Annotated in this window: 11 protein-coding genes and 1 pseudogene; 7 read left to right on the top strand and 5 right to left on the bottom strand. The window is 64.3% G+C overall.

Annotated elements, in window-relative coordinates; genetic code table 11:
• The first annotated feature begins 132 nt into the window (after positions 1-132).
• The 3 genes from ilvD (at position 133) to ompA (ending at position 4943) form a co-directional block, all read left to right on the top strand.
• Positions 133-1974 carry a dihydroxy-acid dehydratase gene (ilvD, locus tag OKB81_RS00175; RefSeq protein ID WP_160836760.1) on the top strand — a complete coding sequence of 614 codons (1842 nt, stop codon included), beginning with the start codon at positions 133-135 and terminating at the stop codon, positions 1972-1974.
• A 64-nt stretch (positions 1975-2038) separates the two neighbouring features.
• Positions 2039-3571 (top strand): threonine ammonia-lyase, biosynthetic, encoded by a 1533-nt coding sequence (gene ilvA, locus OKB81_RS00170; protein WP_160836758.1) that lies wholly within the window; start codon positions 2039-2041, stop codon positions 3569-3571.
• A gap of 241 nt (positions 3572-3812) precedes the next feature.
• Positions 3813-4943: a porin OmpA gene (ompA, locus tag OKB81_RS00165; protein WP_048209598.1), complete on the top strand. Its 1131-nt coding sequence runs from the start codon at positions 3813-3815 to the stop codon at positions 4941-4943.
• A gap of 52 nt (positions 4944-4995) precedes the next feature.
• Here the strand turns inward: ompA and OKB81_RS00160 are convergent, their stop codons facing one another.
• Positions 4996-5454 (bottom strand): HPP family protein, encoded by a 459-nt coding sequence (locus OKB81_RS00160; RefSeq protein ID WP_010676081.1) that lies wholly within the window; start codon positions 5452-5454, stop codon positions 4996-4998.
• 87 nt (positions 5455-5541) lie between these two features.
• On the opposite strand from OKB81_RS00160, the gene OKB81_RS00155 reads away from it, so the two are divergent.
• The gene (locus tag OKB81_RS00155) at positions 5542-6081 is read left to right on the top strand and encodes a TetR/AcrR family transcriptional regulator (protein WP_160836756.1); all 540 of its coding nucleotides are present in this window, start codon (positions 5542-5544) and stop codon (positions 6079-6081) included.
• On the opposite strand, the gene priA is transcribed toward OKB81_RS00155, so the two are convergent.
• On the bottom strand, positions 6078-8285 hold the full coding sequence (priA, locus tag OKB81_RS00150) for a primosomal protein N' (protein WP_160836754.1): 2208 nt from the start codon (positions 8283-8285) through the stop codon (positions 6078-6080). The two genes, OKB81_RS00155 and priA, sit on opposite strands and share 4 nt — an antisense overlap.
• Before the next feature lie 147 nt (positions 8286-8432).
• Here priA and rpmE point away from each other — a divergent pair, with 147 nt between their 5' ends.
• From rpmE to OKB81_RS00135, 3 genes are all read left to right on the top strand, one after another.
• The gene (gene rpmE, locus OKB81_RS00145; protein ID WP_010676078.1) at positions 8433-8648 is read left to right on the top strand and encodes a 50S ribosomal protein L31; all 216 of its coding nucleotides are present in this window, start codon (positions 8433-8435) and stop codon (positions 8646-8648) included.
• A gap of 116 nt (positions 8649-8764) precedes the next feature.
• A complete protein-coding gene (locus OKB81_RS00140) occupies positions 8765-10198 on the top strand; it encodes a DUF2867 domain-containing protein (RefSeq protein ID WP_010676077.1) in 1434 nt (477 codons plus the stop codon).
• A 179-nt stretch (positions 10199-10377) separates the two neighbouring features.
• Positions 10378-11634, top strand: a complete 1257-nt coding sequence (locus OKB81_RS00135; RefSeq protein ID WP_160836752.1) for a malic enzyme-like NAD(P)-binding protein — start codon at positions 10378-10380, stop codon at positions 11632-11634.
• A gap of 291 nt (positions 11635-11925) precedes the next feature.
• Here the strand turns inward: OKB81_RS00135 and OKB81_RS00130 are convergent, their stop codons facing one another.
• The 3 genes and pseudogenes from OKB81_RS00130 to rstA all read right to left on the bottom strand — a co-directional run bounded on the left by OKB81_RS00130 (position 11926) and on the right by rstA (position 14421).
• Complete coding sequence (locus tag OKB81_RS00130; RefSeq protein WP_010676075.1) at positions 11926-12108, bottom strand: hypothetical protein; 183 nt, start codon at positions 12106-12108, stop codon at positions 11926-11928.
• A gap of 54 nt (positions 12109-12162) precedes the next feature.
• Positions 12163-13484: pseudogene (gene rstB / locus OKB81_RS00125) on the bottom strand (two-component system sensor histidine kinase RstB).
• A gap of 229 nt (positions 13485-13713) precedes the next feature.
• The gene (gene rstA / locus OKB81_RS00120; protein WP_010676073.1) at positions 13714-14421 is read right to left on the bottom strand and encodes a two-component system response regulator RstA; all 708 of its coding nucleotides are present in this window, start codon (positions 14419-14421) and stop codon (positions 13714-13716) included.
• Between the last annotated feature and the right edge of the window lie 144 nt (positions 14422-14565).

Below are 14565 nucleotides of genomic sequence, written 5' to 3'. Positions count from 1 at the left end.
CGTCACGCCTCCCCGAGTCGCTTCCGGTGAAGGCTCCCCGAGGTGCCTTCACCAGGATCGATTCCCGATCCGCGAATCACACATTCATGTTGAAAGACAATGCGCCCCAGGGGCATTCAGGGAGTAGAGACAATGCCGAAGTTGAGATCCGCCACCACCACCCACGGACGTAACATGGCCGGGGCCCGCGCCCTCTGGCGTGCCACCGGCATGACCGATCAGGATTTCGGCAAGCCCATCATCGCCGTGGTCAACTCTTTCACCCAGTTCGTGCCGGGCCACGTCCACCTCAAGGATCTGGGCCAGCTGGTCGCCCGCGAAATCGAGGCGGCTGGCGGGGTCGCGAAGGAGTTCAACACCATCGCCGTGGATGACGGCATCGCCATGGGCCACGGTGGCATGCTCTATTCCCTGCCGTCCCGCGAACTCATCGCCGACTCGGTGGAGTACATGGTCAACGCCCACTGTGCCGACGCCATGGTCTGCATCTCCAACTGCGACAAGATCACCCCGGGGATGCTGATGGCTGCCCTGCGCATCAATATCCCGGTCATTTTTGTCTCCGGCGGTCCCATGGAAGCGGGCAAGACCAAGCTCTCCGACCAGATCATCAAGCTGGATCTGGTGGACGCCATGATCCAGGGCGCCGACCCCAAGGTCTCCGATGCACAGAGCGATCAGATCGAGCGCAGCGCCTGCCCCACCTGCGGCTCCTGCTCCGGCATGTTCACCGCCAACTCCATGAACTGCTTGACCGAGGCACTGGGTCTCTCCCAGCCGGGCAACGGCTCCCTGCTGGCAACCCACAGCGACCGCGAGCAGCTGTTCAAGCTGGCGGGCCAGCGTATCGTCACTCTGGCCAAGCGCTGGTATGAGCAGGACGATGCCTCGGCACTGCCGCGCAACATCGCCACCAAGGCGGCGTTCGAGAACGCCATGGCGCTCGACATCGCCATGGGCGGCTCCACCAACACCGTGCTGCACCTGCTGGCGGCAGCCCAGGAGGCGGGCGTCGACTTCACCATGGCCGACATCGACCGCATGTCCCGCAAGGTGCCCCAGCTGTGTAAGGTGGCGCCTTCCACCCAGAAGTACCACATGGAAGATGTGCACCGCGCCGGCGGCGTGGTCGCCATCCTGGGTCAGCTGGAAAAAGCGGGCCTGGTGCACGGCGATGCCCGCAACGTGCTGGGCACCTCCCTGGTGGAGCTGCTGGCCGAATATGACGTCAGCCGCAGCAATGACAAGGGGGTTCACGACTTCTACCGTGCAGGCCCTGCCGGCATCCGTACCACCAAGGCGTTCAGTCAGGATTGCCGCTGGCCCGAGCTGGATCTGGACCGCGCCGAGGGGTGCATCCGCTCCTTCGATCACGCCTACAGCCAGGAAGGTGGCCTGGCGGTCCTCGCTGGCAACCTCGCCCTCAACGGGGCCATCGTCAAGACCGCCGGGGTGGACGAGGAGAACCTCACCTTCCGCGGCCCGGCCCGGGTATTCGAGAGCCAGGAGAGCGCGGTGAGCGGCATTCTGGACGGCACGGTGAAAGCCGGTGAAGTGGTGGTGATCCGCTACGAGGGCCCGAAAGGGGGCCCCGGCATGCAGGAGATGCTCTATCCCACCACCTATCTGAAATCCATGGGATTGGGCAAGGCGTGTGCCCTCATCACCGACGGTCGCTTCTCCGGCGGTACCTCGGGTCTCTCCATCGGTCATGTCTCCCCGGAGGCGGCCTCTGGCGGCACTATCGGTCTGGTAGAGGATGGCGACATCATCAACATCGACATCCCGGCCCGCAGCATGGTGCTGGAGGTGGCCGACAGCGTGCTGGCCACCCGTCGCGCCGCCGTCTCTGCCCGTGGCTGGAAGCCGGTCGATCGTCAGCGCGAGGTCTCCTTTGCCCTGCGCGCCTACGCCATGTTCGCCACCAGCGCCGACAAGGGCGCGGTGCGCGATCGCACCCTGCTGGGGGAGTGAGAGAATGAACTGTCATGATATGGGCGCATTGCGCGCCCTTCGCCACGAGACGGGGGTATAAACCATGGTCTCTGCGGCGGATTATCTACGCAAGGTGCTGCTCTCCCCCGTCTACGAGGCGGCGCGGGTCACCCCCTTGCAAACCCTGAAGAAACTCTCCGAGCGGCTTGGCAATCACGTCAGCCTGAAGCGGGAGGATCTGCAACCGGTTCACTCCTTCAAGCTGCGCGGCGCCTACCACAAGATCGCCACCCTGACCCAGGAGCAGAAAGAACGCGGCGTCATCGCCGCCTCTGCCGGCAACCACGCCCAGGGGGTCGCCCTGTCGGCCGCCAAGCTCGGCATCAAGGCGATCATCGTGATGCCCAAGACCACGCCGGACATCAAGATCGACGCGGTGCGCCGTCAGGGCGGCAACGTCATGCTGTTTGGCAACAGCTTCGATGAGGCCTACGGCGAGAGCCGCCGCCTCGCCGAGTTGGAGGGCTACACCCTGATCCCGCCGTTTGACGACGTCGAGGTGATCGCCGGGCAGGGCACCATCGGCAAGGAGCTGCTGGAGCAGGATACCCACCTCACCCACGTCTTCGTGCCGGTGGGCGGCGGCGGCCTGGCCGCCGGGGTGGCGGTCTACATCAAGCAGCTGCTGCCGGATGTGAAGGTGATCGGGGTGGAGGCGGAGGGCTCCGCCTGCCTCAAGGCGGCGCTGGCGGCTGGCGAGCCGGTCAATCTGGACCGGGTCTCGCTGTTTGCGGACGGGGTGGCGGTCAAGCGCATCGGTGAGGAGACCTTCCGGCTGTGCAACCAGTATCTGGACGAGGTGGTGACCGTCTCCAACGACCAGATCTGCGCCGCACTGAAAGACATCTTCGATGACTGCCGCGCCATCGCCGAGCCATCGGGGGCCTTGTCGCTGGCCGGCCTCAAGGCCTACAGCGAGCGGGAGCAGGTGAAAGGGGGGCGGATGGCGGCCATTCTGTCCGGCGCCAACGTCAACTTCCACAGCCTGCGTTACGTGTCGGAGCGCTGCGAGATCGGCGAGAAGCGCGAGGGCATGCTGGCGGTGACCATCCCCGAGCGCAAGAGGGCCTTCCTCGACTTCTGCCGTCAGCTGGGGCCCCGCATGGTGACCGAGTTCAACTACCGCTATGCGGACGCGGAGCAGGCGTCGCTGTTCGTCTCGGTGCGCCTCACCGGCGGTGACGAGGAGCTCGGCCAGATCATCGATCAGCTCGGTGGCAACGGCTACCCGGTGGTCAACATGACCGAGAGCGAGCTGGCCAAGAACCACGTGCGCTACATGATTGGCGGCCGCCCGGCCCGGCCCCTCGGTGAACGGCTCTACAGCTTCAAGTTTCCGGAGCAGCCGGGGGCCCTGATGCGCTTCCTGGAGACCCTCGGCTGTCGCTGGAACATCAGCCTGTTCCACTACCGCAACCACGGTGCCGACTACGGCCGGGTGCTCTGTGCGTTCGAGCTGCCGGACGAGGACGTGGCCGCCTTCCACGACTACCTGCACGAGATTGGCTACGGCTGGAAAGAGGTGAGCGAGGATCCCGCCTACCGCCTGTTCCTGGCGAGCCAGGGCAGCCAGTGAGCCATCCCCTTGCCAGATGAAAAACGAAGAGCCCGGCTCTTCGTTTTTTTATGGGCAACGCGCCGGCCCCCATGATTGGGGGCACGGTGGCTGATAATGTCGCCAATATCACACTCCTGAGACCCTGGTCGTTTGAGGCTGGTTGCAGATGGGATAATCTGAATGCGGGGCTTGGGTTCAGGGCCCCGTCAGGGAAGAGAGACGCAGCCGCGTCATAACAATTCATTGCAGGGGCTCATCCATGAACAGATCTATGCTCGCCGTCCTGATCGGCGCTTTGATGGCAACAGGGACGGTGCAGGCTGCCGCCCAGGACAACACCTGGTATGTCGGCGGCAAGGCCGGCTGGTCAAATTATTACGGGGTGGATTACAACGCTCAGGTCGAAGAGCTGTTCGATGCGACCAAGGTGAACGAGAACAGCGATGATCTCGGTCTGGGGCTGTTTGCCGGTTATCAGGTGAACAGAAACGTGGCGGTTGAGCTCGGCTATGACTGGCTCGGCAAGTATCAGGTGGACAAGCACTACTCGGGCAACGGGGTTGATTTCGCACTCGATGGCGAGGCCAAGGCCCAGATGGTGCAGGCCACCATGAAGATTATCCTGCCTGCAACCTCGGCACTGGATATCTACGGCCGTCTCGGGGGGGCCTATGCCTGGACCGAGAGCTCACTCAACGTCAGGGCCAGCGATGGCACCAGCAGCCTCTCCGAATCCCATGAGGGCAACAAATATCATGGTGCCGCCTTTGTCGGGGCGCTGGGGGTCGAATACGCCATCGACAAGGATTGGGCCGCCCGCCTCGAATACCAGTACACCACCCCCCTTGGGAAGACTTCCCTCGACGAGTCAGGCATCGAGATGGACAACGGCCTGCTGTCGGTCGGCATGCTCTATCGCTTCGGCCAGATCGGCGACGAGCCGGTGGCACCAACGCCTGCGCCCGAACCTGCGCCCGCCCCGGCCCCCGTGCTGGTGGAGAAGCAGTTCAGCCTGGATTCCGATGTGCTGTTCGAGTTCAACAAGGCGACCCTGAAGCCAGCCGCCAGTCAGGCCCTCGACAACCTGTTTGCCCAGATCCTGGCAGCCAATCCGAAAGACGGGGTGGCGACGGTGATCGGTCATACCGACCGCATCGGCTCGGAGGCCTACAACCAGTCCCTTTCCGAACAGCGTGCCCGCACGGTGGCGGATTATCTCATCGCCAAGGGATTGTTTGCCGACAAGGTGCGTGCCGAAGGGCGGGGAGAGTCTTCGCCCGTGACCGGGGGCAGCTGCCCGGATGGCGCCAAGGCGCAGATGATCGCCTGCCTGGCCCCGGATCGCCGGGTCGAGGTGCGCCTGACCGGGGTCTCCCAGGTTGCCGAATAAGCCATCTTTGCCTTGCTATTAAACAACGAGGGGGCCTTGGCCCCCTCGTTGTTTATGTGGGTGTGAGCCGTGACGTTTGCAGCCGCCTGGCGCAATGACTCACCATGATCAGCAGCAAGGCGCCGGGCAGCACTGTTTGCCAGAGGAAAGGCCAGGACTGGGTGGTGAGCAGGATCAACAGTGGATTGGCTCCGGCAGGGGGGTGGATCAGCCCCAGTCCCTGCATGAGTGCAATGGACAGGCCCACACCCAGCGCCAGCTTGAGTTCCATCGGTAGCGGTAGCAATTGCACCACCAACCCCACGGTGGCCGATAACAGGTGGCCTCCCAGCACGTTCTGCGGACGGGCCAGCGGACTGTCCGGCAGGGAGAAGAGCAGCACACAGCTTGCCCCGAACGGTGCCATCAACAGGGTCGACTGCCAGCTCATGTCCAGCCAGCCGAGCAACATTATGGCCAGGCAGGCACCGAGCCCTGCCAGCCAGGCACTTCGCCATCGTCTTGTTTCCATCTCCTGTCTCCTTGTCTGTGCCGGATCACTTGATCCAGCCTGCGACATTAGGTAGACAGATCGGTGTACTTCAAGAGGAAAGTCACCATGAGCGACAAACGGCAACAGCTGATGACGACAGCCTATCGGCTGTTCAATCGTCACGGTTTTCACGCCACCGGCATCGATCGCATCTGGGCCGAGGCGGGCAGTACCAAACGCACCCTCTATCGCCACTTCCCCACCAAGGATGTCTTGATCGAAGCGGTGCTGATGGCACGGGATGCGGAGTTCTTTGCCCTGCTCGATGCCAGGATGGATGGGGTGTCGGGACGGGAGGCCAGGTTGCTGGCACTGCTCGATGGCTTTGCGGACTGGTTTGGCCGCAGCGACTTCTACGGCTGCAACTTCATCAACGCGAGCGCCGAGTTCTCCGATCCTCGCCACCCGGTGCGCAAGCTGGTGGTGGCCCACAAGCGTGCGTTGCTGAACTGGGTCAGGAAGGCCCTCGAATGCACCGAGGTGCAGGCCACCGGGTTATGCCTGCTGTTGGAAGGGGCCGTGGTGATGGCCCACAGCTATCAGCAGCCCCTGGCTCTGGAACAGGCCAGGGTGTTGGCGGAGGCCGTGCTGGCAGAGCCGCGCTAGTTCAGTTCCGTGGGGTCGATATCCAGGCTCCAGCGCACCCGCTTGGTCTCGGGCCACCCCTCCAGCTCCTTCACCGCCCAGTCGAGCAGCTGGGCCAGTGGTGCCCGGCTGGGCCCCTGCACCAGCAGCTGCATGCGAAACTTGCCCGCCTTGCGCTCCATGAAGCCGCTGATGGGCCCGAGCACCTGCACCTGGGGATAGCGGGCGCTGCGCAGGGTATCGGCGAGACGACTGAGGAACAGCTGTACCTCGTCGCGGCCGTTGGCCTCGGCCCGAAACAGCCCCTGATGGCTGAACGGTGGCAGCCCCAGCAGGCGGCGCTCTTTCAGCGCCGTGTCGGCGAAGTGGCCATAGCCGTTCTGGGTCAGATCCTGCAGCAGGGCGTGTTCGGGATGGTGGCTCTGCAGCACCACCAGCCCCGGTTTGCTGGCGCGACCAGCCCGGCCCGCCACCTGGGTGTAGAGCTGGGCCAGCTTCTCGGCGGCGCGAAAATCGGCGCTGAACAGGGCGCCATCCACATCCAGCAGCCCTACCAGGGTCACATCCGGGAAGTGGTGGCCCTTGGCCAGCATCTGGGTGCCGATCAGGATCTTGTACTTGCCCGCCTTGATGTCGCCGAGGTGCGTCTCCAGCTCCCCCTTGCGGCGGGTGTTGTCCCGGTCGATGCGCACCACCGGATATTGCGGGAACACGGTGCCGAGCAGTTGCTCCAGCTGTTCGGTGCCGACCCCGGAGCCGATGAGCTCGCTGCTGCCACACTCGGGACAGTGGTGGGGCAACGGGCGCACGCTGTCGCAGTGGTGGCAGTGCAGCCGTCGCCCGGCCTGATGCCAGGTGTACCAGGCGTCGCAGCGCTCGCAGGCGGCACTCCAGCCGCACTGGTGGCAAATCAGAGCCGGGGCATAGCCACGGCGGTTGAGAAACAGCATCACCTGGTTGCCCGCCGCCAGGTGCTCTGCCATCAGCTGTTCCAGCTGGGGGGAGAGGCCCGCCTGCAGCCGCACGTTCTTGATGTCGAGGATCACCTGGCGAGCGGTCTGGGCGTTGCCGGCGCGGCGAGTGAGAGTGAGGTGGTGATACTTGCCGCTGCGGGCGTTGTGCAGCGTCTCCAGCGACGGGGTGGCAGATCCAAGCAGGATGGGAATGCCGGCGCGATGGGCCCGCATCACTGCCAGATCCCGCGCGTGGTAGCGAAAGCCGTCCTGTTGCTTGAAGGAGCCGTCGTGCTCCTCGTCGATGATGATGATGCCGAGGTCCTTGAACGGCGTGAACACCGCAGATCGGGTGCCGATCAGAATGGCGGCACCGCCGTCGCGGCAGGCGAGCCAGGCATCGAGCCGCTCCCTGTCGTTCATGGCGGAGTTCATCGCCACCACGGGCACGTTGAAGCGGCGCCGGAAGCGGTTGATGGTCTGGGGGGTGAGGCCAATTTCCGGCACCATCACCAGCGCCTGCTTGCCCGCCTTGAGCAGGGGCTCGAGGATGCTGAGGTAAACCTCGGTCTTGCCGGAGCCCGTGATGCCGTCCAGCAGGAAGGCACCGAACTTGTTGCTCTGGCTGGTGACGGCGGCCACCGCCAGCGCCTGCTCGCCGTTGAGGCGCAGCCCCTCACCCGGCTCGAAGCGGGTGGCCCAGTCGCCATCATGGCTCGGCTCCAGCGAGCGCTTCTCCAGCAGTCCCTTCTTCTCCAGCGCGGTGAGGGCCGCGCTCTGGATCTCCTCCTGTTTGAGGGCGGAGGGGGTCTGCGGCCCCTTGCGCAGCAGGGCGAGGGCCTGCTGCTGCTTGGCCGCCCGCTTGAGCTCGTTGAGGTCGATGGCCATGCCCGCATCGGTGGCAAACCAGAACTCCAGCTCCCGATAGGCGGCGGGCTCCCCCTTGCGCACCAGCACCGGCAGGGCGTGGGGCAGTACCTCCCCCAGCGGGTGCTGGTAGTAACCGGCGCTCCAGGCCATCAGCGCCAGAATGTCGGGCCCCAGCACGGGGGCGCTGTCGAGCACCCTCTTCAAGGGCTTTAATTTGTTGCGGGGGACCAGGCTCTCGGTCGGGTGATCCACCACCAGACCGACCAAGGTCTGCGGGCCGAACGGGATCTCGACCCGGCAACCGGGGGCAGGCAAGGGCAGGGGAGAGAGATAGTCGAAATGACGGCGTAACGGCACCGGCACAGCCACACGAACCAGATCCAGCGTTTGGGAAGAATTCACCAGGGGTTGCCTATTTTTTCTGCGAAGCCACTTGCCTGATCTCAGGCGTTTCCTATATTATTCGCAGCCTTTGAAACTGTGTTCAACAATCGTGTGGTGTCCGACAAGAGATCGGATGGCGACACGGCCTGATAATTGAGGTTGTCCATGAAAGCTGGTATCCATCCTGACTACGTAGCCATCACCGCCAAGTGCTCTTGCGGTAACGTCATCAACACCTTCTCTACCATCGGTAAAGATCTGAACCTGGACGTGTGCTCCGAGTGCCACCCGTTCTACACCGGCAAGCAGAAAGAAGTTTCTAGCGGCGGCCGCGTAGACAAGTTCAACAAGCGTTTCGGTGGCTTGACCTCCAAGAAGTAATCTTGCTTCTGAAGAATTCTGAAAAAGGCGCCCATCGGGTGCCTTTTTTATTGGCCGCCATTCTGTAATTCCTCGCTTTGCCCTATGGTGTTGGCTCAACCAAGGGAGAAGAGCCGATGCGCACATGTCTGGTGATGGGAGCTGCCGGGTACATAGGATCCTACCTGGTGCCCCATCTGCAGGGTCTGGGGTACAGGGTCATCGCCGGGGCCCGTCGTCCCTGCCGTCTGCCGGAGGGGGTGGCGTTTCGCCTCGCCGACAGCCTCAAGCCTGCCACCCTGCCCCCTGCGCTGGCGGGGGTCGACACCGTCTTCTATCTGGTACACGCCATGGGGGCGGGGGCCGGTTTTCACCGGCTGGAGCAGCAGGGAGTGAAGAACTTCGCTGCTGCCGCCCGTGCCGCCGGGGTGCGCCGCATCGTCTATCTCGGCGCCATCCAGCCCGAGCCCTGCAACAGTCGCCACCTCAACTCCCGGCGCTACTGTGGCGAGCTGTTTCGCAGCGCAGGGGTGCCCACGGTAGAGCTGCGTGCCGGCATCATCATAGGCCCCGGCTCGGCGGCGTTCGAGGTGATGCGGGATCTGGTGTACAACCTGCCCATGATGGTGACGCCCAAGTGGGTGCGTTCCCGCACGCCCCCCATCGCCCTCTCCAACCTCTTGCACTATCTGGGCGGGCTGGTGGAAGCCGACGGGGTGGATGGCCAGATCTTCAATGCGGCGGGCCCCGAGCTGCTCAGCTACCAGCAGCAGCTCCAAAAATTCGCCGCCCATATCGGCAAACGCTGCCCCATCATTCCGATCCCCTTTTTGAGCCCCCGGCTCTCCGCCTGGTGGCTGCAGTTCGCCACCTCGGTTCCCCAACCCATCGCCAAGGCGCTGGTGGGGGGGCTCAAGCACGACATCCCGGCGGATGACGGCCCCTTGCGCGCCCTGCTGCCCCAGCATCTGCTCAGCTTCGATGAGGCGCTGGCGGAGAGCCTGGCGCTGGAGCAGAGGCTCGGTGCCGAGCAGCACGGGGAGGAGACGCCCCTTGGTCTGCGTTGGCGCCATCCCGAATATGGCTTCTACGACCGCACCGCCAGCGGGGAGGCGGATTGCCTCGCCGCCCCCGAGGTAGTGTGGCAGGTGCTGCAGCAGCTGGGGGGCGAGCAGCGCTACTTCTACATGAACGAGCTGTGGGTGGTGCGCGAATGGATGGATCACCTGATCGGCGGCCCGGCCCGGACCCGGGGACGCACCAACCCGGATCGCTTCGTGAAGGGGGACATGCTGGACTCCTGGCAGATCCTCGGGGTGGATGAAGGACGCAGGCTGGATCTGCTGTTCAACATGAAGGCCCCCGGCGTCGGTCGGCTGGAGTTCAACATCCAGCCCCTGGAGTCCGGCCTGACCCGGCTGCGGGTGACTGCCCACTGGCATCCGCAGGGGGCCTGGGGGCTGGCCTACTGGCTTGCCATGCTGCCGTTTCACCTCTTCATCTTCCAGGGAATGACGGAGGCCATCGCCCGGCAGGCAGAGGCAAAAGCCGGCATTCCAGTCATGGATTGAAATCGAATCTATAACTAATTGGGTAGTTTTGGGTGGCATGACATGCTACTGATTAGCCTGTCATTGCTATCCAGCGATATTTTATGCTGTGAAAGGGCGGGGGATTTCTTTATGATCCTCAGCCCTCGCCCGCTGGCGAGCCAACGCATCACTCATTCATTTCCGTATCGGGGTCCCCCATGTCCGATCAGCAGCACGATCTCCGCCAACAGGCACTCGACTACCACGCCCAACCTGTCCCGGGCAAAATCGCCATCGCCCTCACCAAGCCCGCCGAGACCGCTCGCGATCTGGCGCTGGCCTACAGCCCGGGCGTTGCCGAACCGGTACGCGAGATCGCCGCCAATCCGGCCGATGCCTACCGTTACACCGGCAAGGGCAACCTGGTGGCCGTCATCTCCAACGGCACCGCCATCCTGGGGCTGGGCAATCTGGGCCCGCTGGCCTCCAAGCCGGTGATGGAGGGCAAGGCCCTGCTGTTCAAGCGCTTTGCCGGCATCGACTCCATCGACATCGAGGTGAAGCACGAGACCAGCGCCCAGTTCATCGATACAGTGGCCGCCATCGCCGACACCTTCGGCGGCATCAACCTGGAAGACATCAAGGCCCCCGAGTGCTTCGAGATTGAAGAGGCGCTGATCGCCCGCTGTGACATCCCGGTGTTCCACGATGACCAGCACGGTACCGCCATCGTCACCGCCGCCGGGCTGCTCAACGCGCTGGAAGTGCAGGGCAAGGAGATTGGCACCAGCCGCATCGTCTGCATGGGCGCCGGCGCAGCCGCCACCGCCTGCATGGATCTGCTGATCAAGTGCGGGGCTGCGCCGCACAACATCTTCATGCTGGACCGCCAGGGTGTGATCCACAGCGGCCGCACCGATCTCAACCAGTACAAGCAGCGTTTCGCCAACGACACCCCCCTGCGCACTCTTATGGATGTCATCGACGGGGCTGACGTCTTCGTCGGCGTCTCCGGCCCGGACGTACTGCCCGCCGAGGCGTTGGCCCTGATGGCCCCCAACCCGGTGATCTTCGCCTGTTCCAACCCGGACCCCGAGATCAAGCCTGCCCTGGCTCACGCAGTGCGCGGGGATCTCATCATGGGAACCGGCCGCTCGGACTACCCGAACCAGATCAACAACGTGCTCTGCTTCCCCTTCATCTTCCGCGGCGCCCTCGACGCCCGTGCCAGCCGCATCAACGATGCCATGAAGATTGCGGCAGTGGAGGCGATCCGTGCTCTGGCCAAGGAGCCGGTGCCCGCCGAGGTGCTGACCGCCGCTGGCGTGAGTGAACTCGCCTTCGGCAAGGATTACGTCATTCCCAAGCCCATGGACGCCCGCCTGCTGCCGCGGGTTGCCCGTGCCGTGGCACTGGCGGCGGTTGCCTCCGGGGTGGCCCGCATCGAACTGCCGGCGGATTACATGCTGGGTTGAGTCACGGCAAGCGCGTAAAAAACAGAAGGGGCCCCCTGTCGGGGCAATGCTGTTCAGATAAGCACATTTTTGACTAATTATTCATAAATGCGACTTGAGTTGGGGGAGCAAGGCTGTTTCCAGTCGATGTTCCTTCAGCCTTTATCCAGCGTGGCTTGCAATAGAAAGAGGGAGGCATCATGCCTCCCTCATTTTTTAGCCCTGATACTACGTGGACTGGAACTCAAATTCTCTTAAGTGAACAGCATTGCCCCTGTCGGGGGCCCCTTTTTCATGGCGGAAGCGGGCAGCTTACTTGGTCTTGGGGGCAACCTTGACGGCCGGCGCCTTGGCGTGGGCAGCCTTGTGATGCTTTTTCACGACCTTGGTCTGGGTGGCGTGGGGAGCGGCGGCCTTGGTCGGGGTGGCGGCCATGGTGAAGCCGGAGGTCAGGGCGAAGACAGCGGCCAGAGTCAGGGGGATCAGCTTGTTCATATTCCAGTTCCTCGTTCGGTTTGATGACATGGAGCGTTTCTCCATGACTTCATCCTAGGGTTGTTCGACCTGCGGTTCAGTGAGCGACTGGTGACGGTTTGTATCCAAATGTACGGGCAGGGTCAGGCAGAAACGGGCACCGCTGCTGCTTGGCAGCAGTTGCACCTCGCCGCCGTGGTGGTGGGCGATGCTGCGCACGATGGCCAGCCCCAGCCCGGCGCCGCCGGTGCGTCTGTCCCGGCTCTGATCCAGGCGCACGAAGGGCTCGAAGATTTGCGGGGCCAGCGCGGGATCGATGCCGGGGCCATCGTCGGCCACCTCCAGCAGATAGTCGTCCCCCTGTCGCGCTATGCAGAGGCTTGCCTGGCTGGTGGCATGGCGCAGGGCGTTGCCGATGAGGTTTTCCAGCGCCCGGTCCAGCAATCGGGTGTCACCGCGCCAGGGTAGGGGCATGGTCGGGCGCACGAAGTCGAGCCGCTTGTCCGGTCGCAGGGCCTGCCAGTCGGCCAGGCGGCTGCCGGCCCAGCTGCCGAGCTCCAGATCGCTGCATTGCAGCGGCAGTTCGGGGCGATCGAGCCTGGCATAGGTCAGCATCTCCTCGATGAGGGCATCGAGGGCGCCGAGGTCCCGCTCCAGTCCCTGCTGCTCCTCGGGTGAGGGAGGCTCGGCCAGCATGGCGAGGCGATAGCGCAGCCGCACCAGGGGGGAGCGCAACTCGTGGGCGATGGCGTCGGTCAACTGCTTGCGACTGGCCAGCATGGCCTGCAACTGCTCCGCCATCTGGTCGAAGGTGCGGCCGACCTGGCCCAGGCTGCTGCCGGGCGGCAAACCGGTGCGACAGGAGAGATCCCCGTCGCCGACCCGGCGGGCGGTCTGTTCGAGCTGTTGCAGGCCGCGCCAGTGTGGGCGAAGCCAGAGCAGGATGGGCAGGCCGAGGGAAAGGCCGATGAGCAGCAACAGCCCCACGTCCACCCAGTGCAGCTCGTGCAGGTAGGAGAGGTAGGGGACGGGGCCGACGATCAGCACCTTGTCGGTGTTCGGGATGCGCTGCAGGAAGGTGTCATCCTCTTCGACGATGACGATGTTGCCCGCCTCGAGGAAGGCCTGATCCTCGCTGGCCAGGGGCTGGTTGGCGAGGACGCCGATCTGCAGCGGCAGATTGAGCTGGCGGCTCTGCTCGCCGGTGCGGGTGGCCCAGTGTTCCGGCGGCAGCCGGGCCAGCTCGCCAGTGAGCAGGCCGAGGGAGCCTTGCATCATCCGCTCCAGATAACGGTCCCCCGCCCGCTCTGCACTGACCTGATAGACCAGCCCGATGAGCAGAATGGCGAGGGTGAAGCCTTCAGCAACAGATAGAACTGGATAAACAGGCGTCGCATCGGGGCTCTCCTCTTGCCTGGATTGCGTCTGGACATTGCCTTGTTGCCCCTCATCCCCAACCCTTCTCCCGCAAGGGGAGAAGGCTGAGTGCATCAAGGTCATTCGGCGGGGCTTATTCCCAGGCCTGGGGCACCAGCAGGTAACCTTCTCTGGCGCACCGTCTTGATCCAGATCGAGTTGTTGCTGTCATTCCCTGGCTTCTGGTGTGCAGGCGTGTGAGACACCAGCTCATTCCCAAGCCTGGGGTACGAGTAGATAACCCTTCTGGCGCACCGTCTTGATGCGGGTCGGGTTGTTGCTGTCATCCCCGAGCCGGCGGCGCAGACGGGAGATGGCCACGTCCATGCTGCGATCCTGGCCGTCGTAGTCGCGCCCCCGCAGGCTGCGAAACAGCGCCTCCCGCCCCAGGATCTGGCCCGCGTGGCAGGCCAGCTCCCACAGGAGGTCGAAATCGGCGGTGGAGAGGGGAATGCTCTCCCCATCGAGGCGCACGTCCCGACCCGGGCCGTCTATCTGGAGGCGGCCGAACTGCAGGCGCTGGGGCGGGGCGGCGGGGACCACGGCCTGCTGGCTCTGCCCCTGCTGGCGAAACTGGACCCGCAGCCGGGCCAGCAGCACCGGGGGGGGCGTGGTCTTGAGGATGTAGTCGTTGGCCCCCAGCTCCAGGCTCAGGATCTGGTTCATGTCGCTGTCGAGCGAAGTGAGCATGACGATGGGGCCGGCAAAGCGCGGGCGCAGATCCCGGCACAGGGAGAGGCCATCCTGCCCCGGCAGCATGATGTCGAGCAGCACCAGATCCGGCTGCTCGGCCAGGGCCCTGTCGAGTGCCCGGTCACCCCGGGTCTCCAGCAGCACCTCGATGTCGTGGCGACCGAGCCAGCTGCTGATGAGCTGGCCTATCTCGGGATCGTCTTCAACAAACAGAACGCGTGGCATGGTGGCGTGGTTCCCCGGTCATGGCGTGAGTGGGCGTGTCGCCAGCATAACGGCTGCGTCCGCGCTCTGCACCGGGATAACTAATCAATGCGGGGGTTTTTGCCCCTTCTCCCGGGGGAGAAGGGGGGGCAGGATGAATCGGTT

The sequence above is a fragment of the Aeromonas sp. QDB56 genome (assembly GCF_027705505.1).
Taxonomy (GTDB): Bacteria; Pseudomonadota; Gammaproteobacteria; order Enterobacterales; family Aeromonadaceae; genus Aeromonas; species Aeromonas caviae.
Note: the sequence above shows the minus strand (reverse complement) of the source record. Positions and strands in the feature narration are given on the sequence as shown.

Coding starts and splice junctions, on each gene's coding strand:
- ilvD (WP_160836760.1), top strand. CDS start 133: ATGCCGAAGTTGAGATCCGCCACCACCACCCACGGACGTAACATGGCC.
- OKB81_RS00140 (WP_010676077.1), top strand. CDS start 8,765: ATGCGCACATGTCTGGTGATGGGAGCTGCCGGGTACATAGGATCCTAC.
- OKB81_RS00160 (WP_010676081.1), bottom strand. CDS start 5,454: ATGGAAACAAGACGATGGCGAAGTGCCTGGCTGGCAGGGCTCGGTGCC.
- OKB81_RS00155 (WP_160836756.1), top strand. CDS start 5,542: ATGAGCGACAAACGGCAACAGCTGATGACGACAGCCTATCGGCTGTTC.
- OKB81_RS00135 (WP_160836752.1), top strand. CDS start 10,378: ATGTCCGATCAGCAGCACGATCTCCGCCAACAGGCACTCGACTACCAC.
- OKB81_RS00130 (WP_010676075.1), bottom strand. CDS start 12,108: ATGAACAAGCTGATCCCCCTGACTCTGGCCGCTGTCTTCGCCCTGACC.
- ilvA (WP_160836758.1), top strand. CDS start 2,039: ATGGTCTCTGCGGCGGATTATCTACGCAAGGTGCTGCTCTCCCCCGTC.
- ompA (WP_048209598.1), top strand. CDS start 3,813: ATGAACAGATCTATGCTCGCCGTCCTGATCGGCGCTTTGATGGCAACA.
- rpmE (WP_010676078.1), top strand. CDS start 8,433: ATGAAAGCTGGTATCCATCCTGACTACGTAGCCATCACCGCCAAGTGC.
- rstA (WP_010676073.1), bottom strand. CDS start 14,421: ATGCCACGCGTTCTGTTTGTTGAAGACGATCCCGAGATAGGCCAGCTC.